13 protein-coding genes and 1 pseudogene are annotated in these 14,469 nt (G+C 41.3%); 2 read left to right on the top strand and 12 right to left on the bottom strand.

The annotated features are described in order from the left end of the window. Nucleotides 1–202: 202 nt before the first annotated feature. From GXZ17_RS04505 to GXZ17_RS04540, 8 genes are all read right to left on the bottom strand, one after another. Nucleotides 203–1,015, bottom strand: coding sequence for a BtpA/SgcQ family protein (locus tag GXZ17_RS04505; protein WP_409376093.1), 813 nt, complete (start codon nucleotides 1,013–1,015; stop codon nucleotides 203–205). 25 nt (nucleotides 1,016–1,040) lie between these two features. Next, nucleotides 1,041–2,588: an FGGY-family carbohydrate kinase gene (locus tag GXZ17_RS04510; RefSeq protein ID WP_409376094.1), complete on the bottom strand. Its 1,548-nt coding sequence runs from the start codon at nucleotides 2,586–2,588 to the stop codon at nucleotides 1,041–1,043. A 13-nt stretch (nucleotides 2,589–2,601) separates the two neighbouring features. Next, the gene (locus tag GXZ17_RS04515; protein ID WP_409376095.1) at nucleotides 2,602–3,669 is read right to left on the bottom strand and encodes an aminopeptidase; all 1,068 of its coding nucleotides are present in this window, start codon (nucleotides 3,667–3,669) and stop codon (nucleotides 2,602–2,604) included. Between the two features lie 17 nt (nucleotides 3,670–3,686). Continuing rightward, nucleotides 3,687–4,697 carry an ABC transporter permease gene (locus GXZ17_RS04520; protein WP_409376096.1) on the bottom strand — a complete coding sequence of 337 codons (1,011 nt, stop codon included), beginning with the start codon at nucleotides 4,695–4,697 and terminating at the stop codon, nucleotides 3,687–3,689. A 14-nt stretch (nucleotides 4,698–4,711) separates the two neighbouring features. Next, nucleotides 4,712–5,719 (bottom strand): ABC transporter permease, encoded by a 1,008-nt coding sequence (locus tag GXZ17_RS04525; RefSeq protein WP_409376097.1) that lies wholly within the window; start codon nucleotides 5,717–5,719, stop codon nucleotides 4,712–4,714. A 58-nt stretch (nucleotides 5,720–5,777) separates the two neighbouring features. Then, nucleotides 5,778–7,277: a sugar ABC transporter ATP-binding protein gene (locus GXZ17_RS04530; RefSeq protein WP_409376098.1), complete on the bottom strand. Its 1,500-nt coding sequence runs from the start codon at nucleotides 7,275–7,277 to the stop codon at nucleotides 5,778–5,780. 76 nt (nucleotides 7,278–7,353) lie between these two features. Then, on the bottom strand, nucleotides 7,354–8,361 hold the full coding sequence (locus tag GXZ17_RS04535; RefSeq protein ID WP_409376099.1) for an autoinducer 2 ABC transporter substrate-binding protein: 1,008 nt from the start codon (nucleotides 8,359–8,361) through the stop codon (nucleotides 7,354–7,356). A 194-nt stretch (nucleotides 8,362–8,555) separates the two neighbouring features. Next, on the bottom strand, nucleotides 8,556–9,323 hold the full coding sequence (locus GXZ17_RS04540; RefSeq protein WP_409376100.1) for a DeoR/GlpR family DNA-binding transcription regulator: 768 nt from the start codon (nucleotides 9,321–9,323) through the stop codon (nucleotides 8,556–8,558). A gap of 198 nt (nucleotides 9,324–9,521) precedes the next feature. On the opposite strand from GXZ17_RS04540, the gene GXZ17_RS04545 reads away from it, so the two are divergent. Beyond that, nucleotides 9,522–10,844 carry a phenylacetate--CoA ligase family protein gene (locus tag GXZ17_RS04545; protein WP_409376101.1) on the top strand — a complete coding sequence of 441 codons (1,323 nt, stop codon included), beginning with the start codon at nucleotides 9,522–9,524 and terminating at the stop codon, nucleotides 10,842–10,844. Continuing rightward, nucleotides 10,841–11,257: an ACT domain-containing protein gene (locus tag GXZ17_RS04550; RefSeq protein WP_409376102.1), complete on the top strand. Its 417-nt coding sequence runs from the start codon at nucleotides 10,841–10,843 to the stop codon at nucleotides 11,255–11,257. The genes GXZ17_RS04545 and GXZ17_RS04550 overlap by 4 nt, the downstream gene beginning before the upstream one ends. A gap of 230 nt (nucleotides 11,258–11,487) precedes the next feature. Here the strand turns inward: GXZ17_RS04550 and GXZ17_RS04555 are convergent, their stop codons facing one another. The 4 genes and pseudogenes from GXZ17_RS04555 to GXZ17_RS04570 form a co-directional block, all read right to left on the bottom strand. Then, the gene (locus GXZ17_RS04555; RefSeq protein WP_409376103.1) at nucleotides 11,488–11,883 is read right to left on the bottom strand and encodes an ankyrin repeat domain-containing protein; all 396 of its coding nucleotides are present in this window, start codon (nucleotides 11,881–11,883) and stop codon (nucleotides 11,488–11,490) included. A 294-nt stretch (nucleotides 11,884–12,177) separates the two neighbouring features. Next, nucleotides 12,178–12,669: a ferritin gene (locus tag GXZ17_RS04560; protein WP_409376104.1), complete on the bottom strand. Its 492-nt coding sequence runs from the start codon at nucleotides 12,667–12,669 to the stop codon at nucleotides 12,178–12,180. 17 nt (nucleotides 12,670–12,686) lie between these two features. Beyond that, on the bottom strand, nucleotides 12,687–13,886 hold the full coding sequence (locus GXZ17_RS04565; RefSeq protein WP_409376105.1) for an FprA family A-type flavoprotein: 1,200 nt from the start codon (nucleotides 13,884–13,886) through the stop codon (nucleotides 12,687–12,689). 318 nt (nucleotides 13,887–14,204) lie between these two features. Further along, a pseudogene (locus tag GXZ17_RS04570) lies at nucleotides 14,205–14,469 on the bottom strand (hypothetical protein); the annotation flags it as partial.

Here is a 14,469-nt window from a genome sequence, read left to right on the forward strand (position 1 = left end):
AATCTTTTCTTGAGATTCTCTGTCAGCAGAAGTTACTAAGTCATAGGAAACAGACTTCTGGGAAACAGAGAAGTTCTCCTCCTCAAAGTACTTTTTCAATATGCTGCCTCCAGCTAACGACGCTATAATCATAGTTTCCAGGATATCAGAAGACACAAACCGAAACCTCCTGTCAGTTTATTTCCAGTAAATATTCAGAGTTTTATCTAATTGCTTTCACTTTATCCATAAAAACTCTTACTCGCTCTTCATCCACGTGATTTTCAAATCGACCATCACGTTTGAAGGTAGTACCTACTATTGCTCCATCAGCGAATTTAAGTTGCTCTTCCACGTTCTCCAGTCTTACCCCGGTATTAGCAAAAACTACTGTATCAGGAACGGCTTCCTTTACCCTCCTCAAAATCTGTACATCAGTTTCTATCCCAGCAGTCAAACCCGATACACATAAAGCATCAGGACGAGTATTAAACACGGTAGATTTGGCAATATCCACTATATCCCGATCGGCTAAGTATTTAGCTGCCTCAGGTACAATGTTGAACAACAGTTTAATCTTCTCTGCTCCTATGGCATACTGGTGACGCACCGTCGCTCCACAGTTAGTATTCCACAAACCAAAATCACTGGCATATACTCCGGTAAAAATTTCTCGTACAAATTTAGCTCCAGTAGCTGCAGCCAAATCAAGGGTAGCAATAGGGTCCCAAAGTACATTTACTCCAAAGGGGATTTTTATATCAGGAATCAATTCTCCTATCACTCGGGCCATAGCTGCTACCGTAACTGTATCTACCTGTGTCATATAAGGTATGCTAAACTCATTAGAAAACATTACCGCGTCTACTCCACCACCCTGAAGAGCTAGCAAGTCCTTCCTCGCCCACTCTATTACCTTCTCCATCCCTCCCTCTTTATCAAAAGCAGGATCACCAGGCAAGGGACTAAAGTGGCACATAGCTATAATTGGTTTCCGACAGTTGAATACTTCTTCTACCCAGTTTTTTTCAGTCATTTCGCTTTCCTCCTCGGTATTTAATTTAGATAATATCTTGATCCACTAAATAATCAGATAGTTCGTGCATAAAAGGGCTATTCGCTTCATAAAGTGAGCGAAAAAGCCGGTAATTTAAAGCGTACTTCTCGTGAGTTTCCAGATCTGGCTTAATCGTTTTTTCTATTTTTACCCACCGATTAATTTCGGTAAGATCTTTAAACAAGCCTATGCCTACTCCAGCCATAAAAGCATCTCCAAAACTTGCACCGATTTGCTGTTGGGGAATTAGCAGTTTAGCTTTAACTATGTCCGAGACGATTTGCATCCACAGACTATTTTTGGTCCCCCCGCCAGTAGCCAAGATACGTTCAGGTTTCACTCCTTCCTCTTCCATAACCTCAAGATTGTGGCGAACACCAAAACCTACCCCCTCTAATAAGGACCGATACACATCCCCTCGAGTGTGTCGTAAGCTCAAGCCAAAGAGCAATCCCTTAGCCCGAGGATCATTTAAGGGAGTACGTTCTCCTTCAAAATAGGGTAGAAGAATAAGCCCCTTAGCTCCAGGTGGAGATTGAGATGCCAGGTCAGCCAATAATTGATAGACACTCCTCCCCGTAGAAATTTCTTCTTCTACTTCCTGATGAGCAAATTGATCGCGAAACCACTTAGTTAAGCTCCCTGCTGTGGACATCCCACCTAAGAAAGCGTAGGTATCTTTTTCCAAAAAAGGTGCACTCCAAAAATGACGAGTTTTGATTAGTTCAGTAGTTTTAACGATAAAAAATATACTGCTACCAAACATGAGCATCATGTCATTAAATTCCCTCATACCGGCACTAACTGCCTCAGCTGCAGCATCGGTAGTACCAACTATAACTGGAGTACCAGAAGCTAGGCCAGTTTCTACCGCCGCTTTATCGGTAACATAACCAGCTATCTCACAGCTCCAATAAATTTGGGGTAAGCGATCCACTGGAGTAATGTAGGAAGCAAGTTCTTCTCGCCAGCATAAGTTGTGTATGTCAAATAGGGGAGTATAACCACTAGCGGTATAGGCATCAATAGTTGCTTTCCCGGTGAGCTTGTATACGAGATATGCCTGACTGGTAAGAAACCATCTGGCTTTTCGGAAAACCTCTGGCTCGTTGTTTTTTATCCACAAAATCTTAGGACCAGAAGCCTGAGAGCTCAAATACATTCCACTCTTCTCAAAAATTTCCTCCTTACCCAAAATTGCTTCTAAATACTCGATTTCCCGAGTTGCCCGAGTATCGATGCCATAGAGAATTGCTGGACGTAGTGGCTGACCATTTGCATCTACCGGAAGAACACAAGAACCAATAGCGCTTATCCCTATCCCCAAAACTTGAGAGGAGTTAATCTCTGATTTTTCCAGGAGGCCTTTCACAATCTCCTGAAAATCATGCCACCAAACTTTATCAGCATCGTGCTCGAAGTGACCAGGTTTGGGCATATCCATCTCGTGAGGAACAATATGTTGAGCAATTATTTCACCATTCTCTCTAACCAGTACTCCCTTGGAAGAATACGTACCAATATCAACTCCTAACAAATACCCTTCGGCCATAAAAAGATTCTCCTCAAATTAACATTTTTCCTTTTTGGAAGATTAATCTTCCATCTAAATATACTTCACCCTTTTCTCTCATATCTTTCACAATGTCCCAATGAATAGCCGATTTATTAGTTCCTCCGGTGTCAGGATAAGCCCGACCCAAAGCAATGTGAATAGTGCCACCAATTTTTTCGTCTAATAGTATATCTTTACAAAAGTATTTTATTTCTGGATTAGTACCAAAAGCAAACTCCCCAATTCGGCTAGCTCCCGGGTCAGTATGAATTACTGCCTGGAGGAAATCTTGATTGGTAGACGAGGTAGCTTTTACTAATTCCCCTTTTTCCCACCGTAAATAGATATCGTGCACTAAACGCCCTCCCAACACACCTGGGAACTCAAAGTATATCTCGCCTTCAACTGTATTTTCTACTGGAGACGTAGTGATTTCACCATCGGGCATATTTATTTTCCCATCAGCAACCTGCCACTTCCGCCCTTCCACAGAAAAACTCAAATCGGTATTCTTCCCTATTACTCGCACCCGCTTACCCTGGTTAAGGATATGAGCCCATCTTTCCCATTCCCGGCTCAAATTTGACCAATCCAGAAAACAGGCGTTAAAAAACATATCCGTGATGGTCTCTTCATCCATTCCTGCTTCTTGAGCCAAAGAAGCATTAGGCACTCGCAGCAAACACCAGCGGGTTTTTTCCCAGCGCATAGTGGATATTTTACCCATAGTGTTCCTGAACTTAGAAAGTCTGTTTGAAGGGATATCCCAGAAAACGCCCAGGTTATGGGCGCCTCGCAGTCCCAGATACACATCAGCCCATTCCATACCGTAGGCTTCAATCTCTGGTATCCACTCAACTTGTACTTCGTTTCCATATTTTAATAATGATCGATTTAGTTCTTCAGAGAGAAACTGCACTTGAGGATGAGCCCCTGCTTTAATACATGCCTCATAAATTGCCCGCACCAGAGGATAGGTTTCTATTTCCGTCATGGCAATCATTACCCGTTCCCCTGGCTTAACCTCGGTAGAATAATTAACTAATAAACTTCCCAACTCTTTCCAGCGCTTATCCATAGTATTCTCCTTTATAACTATATACTTTTTTCGCGACGCATAAAATGGTCAATTATGAGAATAGCGATAAAAAGAACACCCCAGGAAAAATCTTTGAAAAAGGAACTACCTCGCACACCCAGGAGCAACATATGAAACCCGGTAGACAATACCTGTAAAATGAAAGTAGCCAAAATAACTCCAACCACATTACCAAAACCAGGAGAAGTACCTCCCAAAACTGAAATAAGCAGGGTTAACAAAATATACGTCCTAGTACCATATTCATAAGCCACTGAGTTAGTCCGACTCATCACGATGATGCCCGCTATGGCCCCAAGAATGCCGCTTAAAATATAAACTTTCATGGCGATAGATCTATTATCAATTCCCGAAAATTTGGCCGCAGTGGGATTGGTACCTGACATTCGAACCTTAAACCCAAAAGTGGTATATTCGAGAACAAAATACATTAAAATACCCACTATAAGGAAAATAACAAAAGGAATGGGAATCCCCATAACTACCTGATGACCGATAATTGATAACTCCTTGGGGAAACCGGTGAGGGTCTTGCCTCCAGTTATTACCACCGAAATCCCACGGTACAAAGTTAAAGTAGCCAGAGTAGCCAAAATCGGCGGAGCGCCTATGTATCCTGCTAATAAGCCATTCAGAGCTCCACAGGCAGCTCCCGTAGCTATTGCCACCAAAAAGACTACTACTATAGAGAGAAACTCATGACCTGCAAAAAAGGGAGCCAATTTTACTATAGATAGTCCGGCTATCAATGCAGATAAATTAGCAGTATCGTTAATAGAAAGATTTATCCCATCAATCATCATAGCAATGGCCATGCCCAGGCCCATAAGTCCAATCTCTGGGCACTGGAAAGCCATTGACCTTATGCTACTGCCAGTAAGGAAACGGTCCTCTATCGCACCAAAAAAAATAACCAGAATTATTAAGACTACTGATAACAGCAAAACCCTGTCTTCAATATTAAACCTAAACCCTCCTGGAAATTTACCTCTTTTTTGTTCAGCCATATTCTAGTCCACCTTCATTTTTCTTTCCCCATTGGAAAATACTTAAGTCGCCCTTGTCGCTGTTCCGCAATCGCTGGTATCGAAATAAAGATAATTAACACCAAACCAACCACCATTTTCTGCCATTCGGCCGAAACCCCTAGGAAGATGAGACCCCGGTTAAGTACCTGAATTAATAACACTCCAAGGATAGTTCCAACGACTGACCCTCGTCCTCCGGTGATAGCTGCTCCCCCTATCACTACTGCTGCTATAACATCCAAGTCTTGACCCATAAACAAAACTGGATTGAAAGAACGACTGTAAGCACCTTGAATAACTCCCGCAACTGCAGCTAAAGCACCACTCAGAGCTAACATGAGATAAGTTATGCGTTTAACATTGAAACCAGCTCTGATTGCCACTTCCCGGTTACCTCCCATAGCGTACAATCCCCGCCCAAAAGTGGTATATTTTAACAACCACCACACAAAAATCGCGATTATAAGCAGATAGACCACCGATACATGAAGGCCGGTTTCTCCCGCTACCGGATCTTTAACCTTTATCAGAAAACGGGAATAATAACCTACCAAACCCTCTGGTAAATTGAAGTTCATGGCACGACCAATGAAAAAGAGATTAAACCCATACCACAAAGTTTGATAGCCCAATGATACATAAAAAATAGGAAGGTCAAATTGATTGACAATAAAAGCCATAAGCAAACCAGCCAATAGTCCAAAAACTATGCTGACAACCAAGTAAAGCCCGATACCACCGCTATAGCCGAGCCCAAGAAGTAACATATGAGTAGAATAAGAAGTCATAGCCGCTATAGCTACAAAAGAAATATCAACATTTCCAGAAATAAGGACCATCAGTACTCCCAGACCCATAATACAATAAACAATTGAACCGCGAACAATATCAAAAAGGGTAGAAGCTGAAAAAAATAGAGGATTTCTGAAACCGATAACTATTGAAATAATCATCAAAATTAGAAAAACCACAAATTCGTGTGAATTTAGTAATTTTTTCATTTTTCGTAGAACCTTCCTGTTTTATCTCCCTCGGTTTCCACTAGTTTACAAAACCAAATCAATTTTTAGCTGCCACTAGATGCCTGTGGAGTTCCTCCTCGTTAGTTTCTTCTCGTCGAAACTCCTTCACAATTCTTCCATCTCTCATCAACAATATCCGATTACAGGTCTGCATCAGCTCGGGAATATCATCAGAAATCAATATAATTCCCATCCCCTGTTTTGCCAAGTTGCGAATTAACTCATGAATGGCAGCCTTAGAACCTACATCCACTCCCACCGTTGGTCCATTTAAAATAAGAATTTTAGGGTTACCAGCAAGCCATTTAGCTAAAACCACTCGCTGCTGATTGCCTCCCGAGAGGCTGTTAGCCGGATTTTCTACTGAAGGAGTTTTGATTTCCAACTTACTAACCCATTCCTCTGCTGTTTTAAGCTTAGTCTGGTTACGGATAATCCCCATTTTGCTAGCCAACCAATCAATAATTGTAACTACAAGATTATTAGAGATAGATTGCTCAAGGAAAAGCCCTTCTTTGATCCGGTCTTCTGGAACATATCCGATTTCCTGTTCCATTGCATCTTGAACTCTCTTTATGAAAACTTTTTTACCTTCCAGCCAGATTTCACCCGATTCAGCTGGTAGTTCACCAAAAAGAGAAAGAGCAAGCTCTGTTCGGCCCGAACCCAGCAAACCAGTAATGCCTAATACTTCCCTGGATTTTAGCTCGAACGACACATTAGAAAAACAAGGACGAAGAGTCAGATTTTCCACTTTTAGCAAAGGAGGAGCCTCTTCCGGTTCGCTATAGGCAATTGAGCTCGTGTCAATTTGTCGACCAGTCATATAGTATTCCATAGTTTTTATATCGAGCTCTTCAGCTTCTTGATCTAGCACTTTTTTACCATCCCGGAAAATAAGGATGCTATCCGATATCTCTTTCACCTCATTTAATTTGTGGCTGACAAATAAAATGGAAATACCTCGCTTTTTAAGGTCATTGATAGTTTTAAAAAGATGTTGAATTTCGAGCTGAGTGAGGGCGGTGGTGGGCTCGTCCATAATAATAAGCCGGGCGTCCTCCAAAAGGGCTCGAGCAATGGCAATAATCTGTCTATCGGCGGTAGGGAGTTCACCAGTTATAGCATCCAGGGGAATATCGGCACCTACCCGAGAGAGACCTTCTTTAGCAGATTCATATACCTCTTTCCAATTTACTACTCTTCCACCTTTAGATATCACCCGATTTATTCCAATATTCTCTGCCACCGTGAGGTTGGGAAAGAGAGAAAAATCTTGGTAAATAACTTGAATCCCTTCCCGGATAGAGATGATGGGCGTCAACCGTTTATAGTGATTTCCGTTGATGTAAATATCACCCTTATCTGGTTCGTAAACTCCGGCAATGATTTTAATCATGGTGGATTTTCCCGAACCATTTTCTCCCACCAAGCCCCGAACTTCTCCCCGGTTTATATTAAAACTCACGTCATCCAACGCTCTAACTCCAGCGAAATACTTACTAATATGCTCTACTCGAAGCAGCTCTTCGTTCATTTTTGCTCTCTCACATTCCTAATAAATTTAAAGAGGCGGGGCTTTAACCCCGCCTCTACCCCTTCGCATTTTCAACCTAGAAAGGATACTGATCCATATTGCTGGCATCGATTTTAGCCCAACCTGCTCCGTAAATTACCGGCACTCCACTCTCATTTTCTATTATCTTGATTGACTCATACCCGGGAACTCCGAGATCCATCCCTTCGGTTATCTCTTCACCCTGGATAATTTTATAAGCTACCACATTGGCAGCATAACCAGCAGTAGCAGGATCCCAGGTCATAGCCAAATCCACTGCCCCGGTTTTAAGAAGCTCGCCTGCGTAGGAAGGTATGCTAGTACCTACAACTACTGTTTCTTCAGATATGCCCAATTCTTCAAAAACACGCCCAGCACCAACTACATCGAGAGCAGCTGAACCCATTACACCTTTAAGGTCCGGATGGGTCTTTAACAGATCTTTAACCGTGTTATAAACTATCTCTTGATCTTCTTTGCTTTCATATTTCCCAATAAATTCCATTTCTGGATAGTGTTCACGCTGGTAAGCAAGGGCAGCGTCTTGCCACTCATTGTGGGAAGCATTGGTGAGAGAGCCCACAAACTGAACATATTTACCCTTCTCACCCATACGAGTAGCTAACTCTTTCATCATTTCTTCACCATAAGCTTTGTTGTCAAAAGCTTCGAGGTCATAGTGGGCATTTTTAACAAAAGAAGCTTCATGAGTTACAACTATGATTCCCTCATCCATAGCTTTTTTCTGCACTGGTTCATGTTCTTCAACTCCATAAGGCACATTAATAATAGCATCTACTCCTTGAGCAATAAGATCTTCAATTATGGCAACTTGTTGAGCAGAATCCGCTACTGAAGGCCCTTCCATGAAAGCTTTCACTCCATAGTCTTTTCCAAATTGAAGAACTCCTTCTTCCATTCTAATGAACCAGTTAAAAGCTACTGATTTGACTACCGTGGCAAAAACTAGCTCCTCGGCTTCTGCCTGAAGACCTCCTCCAAACAATACAAAGCCTCCCAGAAGAGTAATAACAACCAACAAAGATAACAGCCTTTTAGCCATTGTTCAATCCTCCCTTACCGTTTGATTTATAAACTAACAAACCGAATACCATCACAACCTGCTCTTAACCGTGAATAGCACCACCAAAGAATTTAAAATCCGTTGAAAAACACATCTTGTGCTTTACCACCTTCCTTTCTTAACATGAATTTAATTCTTACGATGGTTTATAATTCTAGTGTTAAAAGATCTTTTCAAGTCCAAAATACCTTTACATTTCTTCTTGAAAGCTCATTCAAGATTTCCTCCGGCAAAGGGCTATCAACTATAATGCCTTCAAATTGCTCTAAGTCAGCTACTTTAACAAATGCCACCCGGTCATATTTAGTATGGACAGCTACGAGAAAAGTCTTGATTGAATTTTTGATAATCATCTTTTTTACCCCAACCTCAAATGTAGAAGAATTATAAGTGCCACTCAAGTCCCATCCATCAGTAGCTATAAATCCTTTTTCAGATTTAATTTCACTAAGGTATCTCGCTCCCATTTCTCCTCCCACACTAAAATAGCCCGGTCTTATTTCTCCTCCTATAATAATAGTTTGTATGTTAGGGTATTTAGCTAATTCTCCTGCTATTTTTATATCTACGGTAACAACTTTTAAACCCTTTCTTCTGACTAATTCTTTAGCTAAATAAAAACAGGTGCTACCCGAATCCAGAATTACTGTATCTCTGTCTTCTACTAAACTGGCTGCTGACTTAGCCATCTTCCTCTTCTCTTCCACTCGCTGAGAAAGTTTTAAATCAAACATGGGTTCCGACCCTGCTTTTTCCAAGGAGTAGATAACCCCTCCGTGGACACTCTCTATAGGAAGGTTATCTTCTGAGGAAAGCTCTGCCAAATCTCTTCTTACAGTAGCTTCTGAGGTTTGCAGAACATTAGCTAAATATTTAGTAGAGGCATTACCTTCGGTTCTCAAGATTTCCAAAATTTTAGTTAAGCGCTCACTCTTATCCATCTACTTAATATTCGAAAATTATATTGCACTAATTTGACTGATTTGTGCTCAATTTAACACAAAGCAAAAAGGAGCTCAATGTTCAAATTAAAATTTTTGCAGCAAAAAAAGCTACCCAGAAATAGTCGCCATCGTAACTGTTTTTTGTAAGGTTGTACTTAAACACCAATAAAGTGGTAAAATATAAACTAAAAAGAGGTGAGAACAACGCCATTCTGGGATGAATACTACGAGCTCCTTCCCCGGGAGGAGCTGGAAAAAATTCAGCTTAGCAGACTTAAAAAAATACTTATCCGCGCCTATCACAATCTGCCCTATTACCGTAAAAAACTGGAGGAAAGAAAAATTAATCCTTACGATATTAAGTCTTTATCTTGCCTTTCCCATCTACCTTTCACTACCAAAGAGGACCTTCGTCAAGCTTACCCTTTCGGAGCTATAGCTGAGCCCTTGCGCAATGTAGTGCGGGTTCATTCTTCCTCAGGCACCACAGGAACAGCAACAGTAGTAGGGTACACTAAAAAAGATATAGAATCCTGGGCGGAGCTTGCTGCCCGAGCACTTTCCAGTTATGGAGTAGATGAGGAAGATATCATCCAGGTCTCTTTCGGGTATGGTCTTTTTACTGGAGGGTTAGGGATTCACTACGGAGCAGAAAAATTGGGTGCTACTGTAGTTCCTGCTTCTGCCGGTAACACTCTTCGCCAGATCCAGATTATGAAAGACCTGAAAATAACCGTGCTGGCTTGCACTCCCTCTTATGCCCTTTATTTGGCTGAAGTAGCCAGAGAAAACAATATTAACTGGAAAGAAAGCAGCCTGCGCATCGGGGTATTTGGAGCCGAGCCCTGGTCAGAAGAGATGCGAGAAGACATAGAAAAAAAATTGCCCATCCGGGCTTTTGATATTTATGGACTGAGCGAAGTTATCGGACCGGGAGTGGCCTTTGAATGCGAAGAAAGAGAAGGATTACATATCTCTGAAGACCACTTTCTTCCTGAGATAATCGACCCCCAAACGGGAAGAGTTCTCCCCCCCGGGGAAGAAGGAGAGCTGGTATTTACTACCCTTACCAAGGAAGGAACCCCCATAGTCCGTTATCGCACTGGAGATATCTCTTCTCTCAACTACGAGCCTTGTTCTTGTGGAAGAACACTGGTAAGAATGAAAAGAGTTTTCTCTCGCACCGATGATATGCTCATCATTAGAGGAGTAAATGTTTATCCTTCTCAGATTGAGAGTATCGTTTTAAGCTTTGACGGAGTGGAGCCCTATTACCAAATTGTCCTTACCCGAGAAAACTTTTTAGATCAAATTGAGATTCAAGTGGAAGTTACACCCCAATTTTTTTCTGACCAGATAAAAGTACTGGAAGGATTAAAAAAACAAATCGAAGAAAAATTGAAAACTGAGTTAAATTTAAGTTGCGAAGTAAAACTCTTAGAGCCTAAAAGTATTGCTCGTAGCGAAGGAAAATCTAAAAGGGTTATAGATCTACGAAAAAAGGAGGAGATTTTGTGAAGCAAATATCAGTATTTTTAGAAAACAGGCCAGGTAGCCTCTATGAAGTGCTTTACAAACTGAAAGAGTGGGAAGTAAACCTGCGAGCACTTTCCTTAGCTGATACTGCCGAGTTCGGGGTCCTGAGATTTATTGCAGAAGATCCGGAAGAAATAGTAGAAAAATTGAAAATAGAGAATTTTGCCGCTACTTTAACCGAAGTTCTAGCCGTAGGAGTAGAAGATCGCCCGGGGGGATTAGCCGAGGTAGTAGGTATTCTTACCCACCAAAATATCCCCATCGAATATCTCTATGCCTTTGTTTCTCCCCAGGGGGGAAAAGCATATGTAGTGCTGAGAGTAGAAAAGTTAGAAGAAGCTGAAAAGGTATTGAGGGAAAAACACATTCCTATTTTAGAAAAAATCACGATTTGAAAAGACGTCCTGTGACTTAAGAAAAACCACCAGGAAAAAGGAGAGATTACCACACCTAGGTATGTATGCAATAACACTCCAGGAGAACTCCTTTATAACGCCCCGAAAGGCGTCGTTACCGTGCTTCTGCAGTTGGTGCTAAATCTCTCCTTTTCTCTTTTTCATGTAGATACTTTGTTTACCCCAACAAAAAGAGCAAGAAGAAAATATGCTCGAAGCCACAATAAATCTCAGCCTTTTCCCATCTCTTCTAGCTGGGATAAAACCTCAGTCCCCTGAAGAGCAGGGTTCTCTCGGGCATAGTCTATAGCTTTTTTCCCGCTCTTGTCCACCATTTTGGCGTTTGCCCCCTTTTCCAGAAGAACTTTTACTACTTCGGGAGAAGTACTAAAACGAGCAGCAAACATAAGAGGCGTCCACCCTGCCTTATCTTTAGCGTTGACATCTGCTCCAGACTGAATAAGGAAAGAAATAACTTCGGGATGAGGATTAAAACGAGCGGCAAACATTAAAGGGGTACGTAAGTGGTTATCTAAAGCATTGACATCCGCTCCAGACTGAATAGCATTCTGGATATCCACAAGAGTTCCAGTTTTGCACAACTCCATAAAACTTATAGTATCCACAACTCGCCCTCCTTAAGCTGCAAATCTATCAAAAAACACAAATAAAAAAGCCACCGGTCCTAACGAACATTAGCCTTTTCTTTTCTCACCCTTTCGGGTGAGAAACTTCAGGATGGACTTCCACTCAAAAGCTTCGAGCCTCCCATCTTTCAAAAAAGAGGCTCTTTCTTCCATCCTCTGGCCTAGTTCCTCAGAACCGGTGGTAATCACACTTTATCACCTCTTTTGAACTTTGTCAACAGGTCAAAATTAATTTTTTGAAAAAATTTCTAACTACTGAAGACAGAGTTCAAATCAATCTTTTCTTTCTCCCAACTCATGATCTAACATCATTATACCGCTTCCACTTTCTCCGATAAGTTGCAACATAGCCAATATTTCTGCAGGGTTCTTCTCTTCTTCTACTTGCTCGTCGATAAACCACTGGAGATGCACTTGCAAAGGATAGTCATTTTCTTCTTTAGCCAGCTCGTACAAATGATTAATTTTAGTAGTAACTCCTTTTTCATGATTTAAGACTTTTTCAAATATCTCAGTAAGAGATTGGTATTCTGCCGGAGGTTGGTCGATAGCACTTAACACCACTTTCCCTCCCCGGTCATTCACGAAGTCATAGAGCCGCATAGCATGAGCAACTTCCTCTTTAGCCTGAATCTTGAGCCAGTTAGCAAACCCCTTAAAATTCTTATGCTCACAATGGGCAGCCATCGCTAAATAGAGATAAGCAGAGTAAAGCTCGTTTTTAATTTGTTCGTTAACAGCACCTTCCAGCTTTTTACTTAACACGAGACATTCCCCCTTATTTATAGATTTTTAATCACTTCTCCAAATTTCTTACCTAAATCTCTACCTTGAGCTAAAACTTCCGAATGAGCTCCACCCTTAAATTCTAAACTATCCACTATCTCCCAGTTAAGAGGAGAAACCATTTTTTCCCACTCCCTCTTTCCTCCTCCTGACCAACCATAACTTCCAAAAAAGAGGGTTTTCTTATGTTTTATCCCCTTACGAATAACCAGATCTAAAAGGTGAACCATAAGGGGAAAAAGACCTGTTTCATAAGTAGGAGCTCCTACTATTACTCCCTTATTTACCCACAGAGAAGGAAGAATATAGCTGGGGTTGGTTCTTCGAACATCAAAAATTTCTACTGCTACTCCACTTTCTGCTACTCCCCGAGCCACGGCATCCATCATGGCTTCTGTATTACCATACATAGAGCCATAAACTAAAGTTACACCCTTTTCTCCTCCCGTTTCTGCATAACTGGCCCACTGGCGATACAAATCTACAATCAAAGAGGGATTTTTTCTCCAGATAAGACCATGGGAAGGAGCTACTAAATCTACGGCCAAGGAGGATAGTTTATCAATAGCCTTAATCACCATAGGGCTGAATTTAGCTACAATATTAACATAGTAGCGCAGAGATTCCTTCCTGTAGAATTCAAAATCACTGCACTCATCATCAAATATCGCTCCCTGTAGTGACCCATAACCTCCAAAAGCATCACAGGAGAAAAGAGTCCGAGAATTCATCTCATAGGTCATCATAGTTTCTGGCCAGTGAACCATGGGAGTGAGAAAAAACTTTAAAGTCTTCTCTCCCAGGGAAATTTCTTCTCCATCTTCTACTACTTTAATACGTTCTCTAATACCGTAAAATGAAGAAACCATTTCCTCCGCGAGTGGAGAACATACAATAGTAGCCCGGGGAGAGAGCTTCCATAAAATATTCAAAACACCAGTGTGGTCAGGCTCTAAATGATTTAAAATTATATAATCGATGTGAGAAAAATCAACCAGCTCCTTTACATGACTTAGAAACTCGTCTACCTTCAAAGATTTGGCTAAATCGACAATGGCTATTTTCTCGTCTTTAACCAAATACGAATTGTAAGAAACTCCCTCTTCGTCAATAGGCCACAATCCCTCAAAAAGGTCAGTAGTATGATCGTTAACTCCTATCCAGTAAATATCCGGTTTTATTTCGACTAAAGGCATAACCAGACCCCCTTGCAGTGTTATTTAGTATCCAGCTTTCTTGATTCAGACAAAAACACCTAAATTGACAATTTCTATTACAACCCCCGATTTTCTTTTTTATTCTTTATCTATTAGTCTACTCATCGAGTCACAGAAATCAGTTTATTAATTAAATATAGTAGAGCTAATTTTCTCCAAGCTTATTCGGGTGGGAAACTACGGTTACAGTTTTTCCTGCAGACTAACCACCCTAAAACATCCGGGCTTGAGATAACCGAGCTGTGGGGTATATCGTCAGCTTACAGGTTTCTTCACAGATTATATTCAAAATAGAGCTCATTCACCAGAATAGATAGAGGAAGAAACCTCTTTCTTATTCAAGCTTTTGAGAAATCCAATACTAGCTATGGTAATAAAATTCATTATTAGAAGAAACAGAAGAGCGGGGTCAAAGCTCTGTCTCATTTTGACAATAAAACCAAATAGAGGAGGACCAGCCAACCCTCCAATAGACTGTATTGCTGTAGCAATACCGGTAGCCCACCCCGAGCTTTCCGGAGGAGTGGCTTCAGAGGCAATAGTAAGCCAGAGAGGAACCCAT

This window comes from Candidatus Sordicultor fermentans (genome assembly GCF_012728195.1).
Taxonomy (GTDB): Bacteria; Atribacterota; Atribacteria; order Atribacterales; family Caldatribacteriaceae; genus Sordicultor; species Sordicultor fermentans.

What these genes read in the sequence shown, in the direction of transcription:
- GXZ17_RS04520 (WP_409376096.1), bottom strand. Translation starts at nt 4,697, where the DNA reads ATGGCTGAACAAAAAAGAGGTAAATTTCCAGGAGGGTTTAGGTTTAAT.
- GXZ17_RS04510 (WP_409376094.1), bottom strand. Translation starts at nt 2,588, where the DNA reads ATGGCCGAAGGGTATTTGTTAGGAGTTGATATTGGTACGTATTCTTCC.
- GXZ17_RS04515 (WP_409376095.1), bottom strand. Translation starts at nt 3,669, where the DNA reads ATGGATAAGCGCTGGAAAGAGTTGGGAAGTTTATTAGTTAATTATTCT.
- GXZ17_RS04530 (WP_409376098.1), bottom strand. Translation starts at nt 7,277, where the DNA reads ATGAACGAAGAGCTGCTTCGAGTAGAGCATATTAGTAAGTATTTCGCT.
- GXZ17_RS04505 (WP_409376093.1), bottom strand. Translation starts at nt 1,015, where the DNA reads ATGACTGAAAAAAACTGGGTAGAAGAAGTATTCAACTGTCGGAAACCA.
- GXZ17_RS04525 (WP_409376097.1), bottom strand. Translation starts at nt 5,719, where the DNA reads ATGAAAAAATTACTAAATTCACACGAATTTGTGGTTTTTCTAATTTTG.
- GXZ17_RS04565 (WP_409376105.1), bottom strand. Translation starts at nt 13,886, where the DNA reads ATGCCTTTAGTCGAAATAAAACCGGATATTTACTGGATAGGAGTTAAC.
- GXZ17_RS04535 (WP_409376099.1), bottom strand. Translation starts at nt 8,361, where the DNA reads ATGGCTAAAAGGCTGTTATCTTTGTTGGTTGTTATTACTCTTCTGGGA.
- GXZ17_RS04540 (WP_409376100.1), bottom strand. Translation starts at nt 9,323, where the DNA reads ATGGATAAGAGTGAGCGCTTAACTAAAATTTTGGAAATCTTGAGAACC.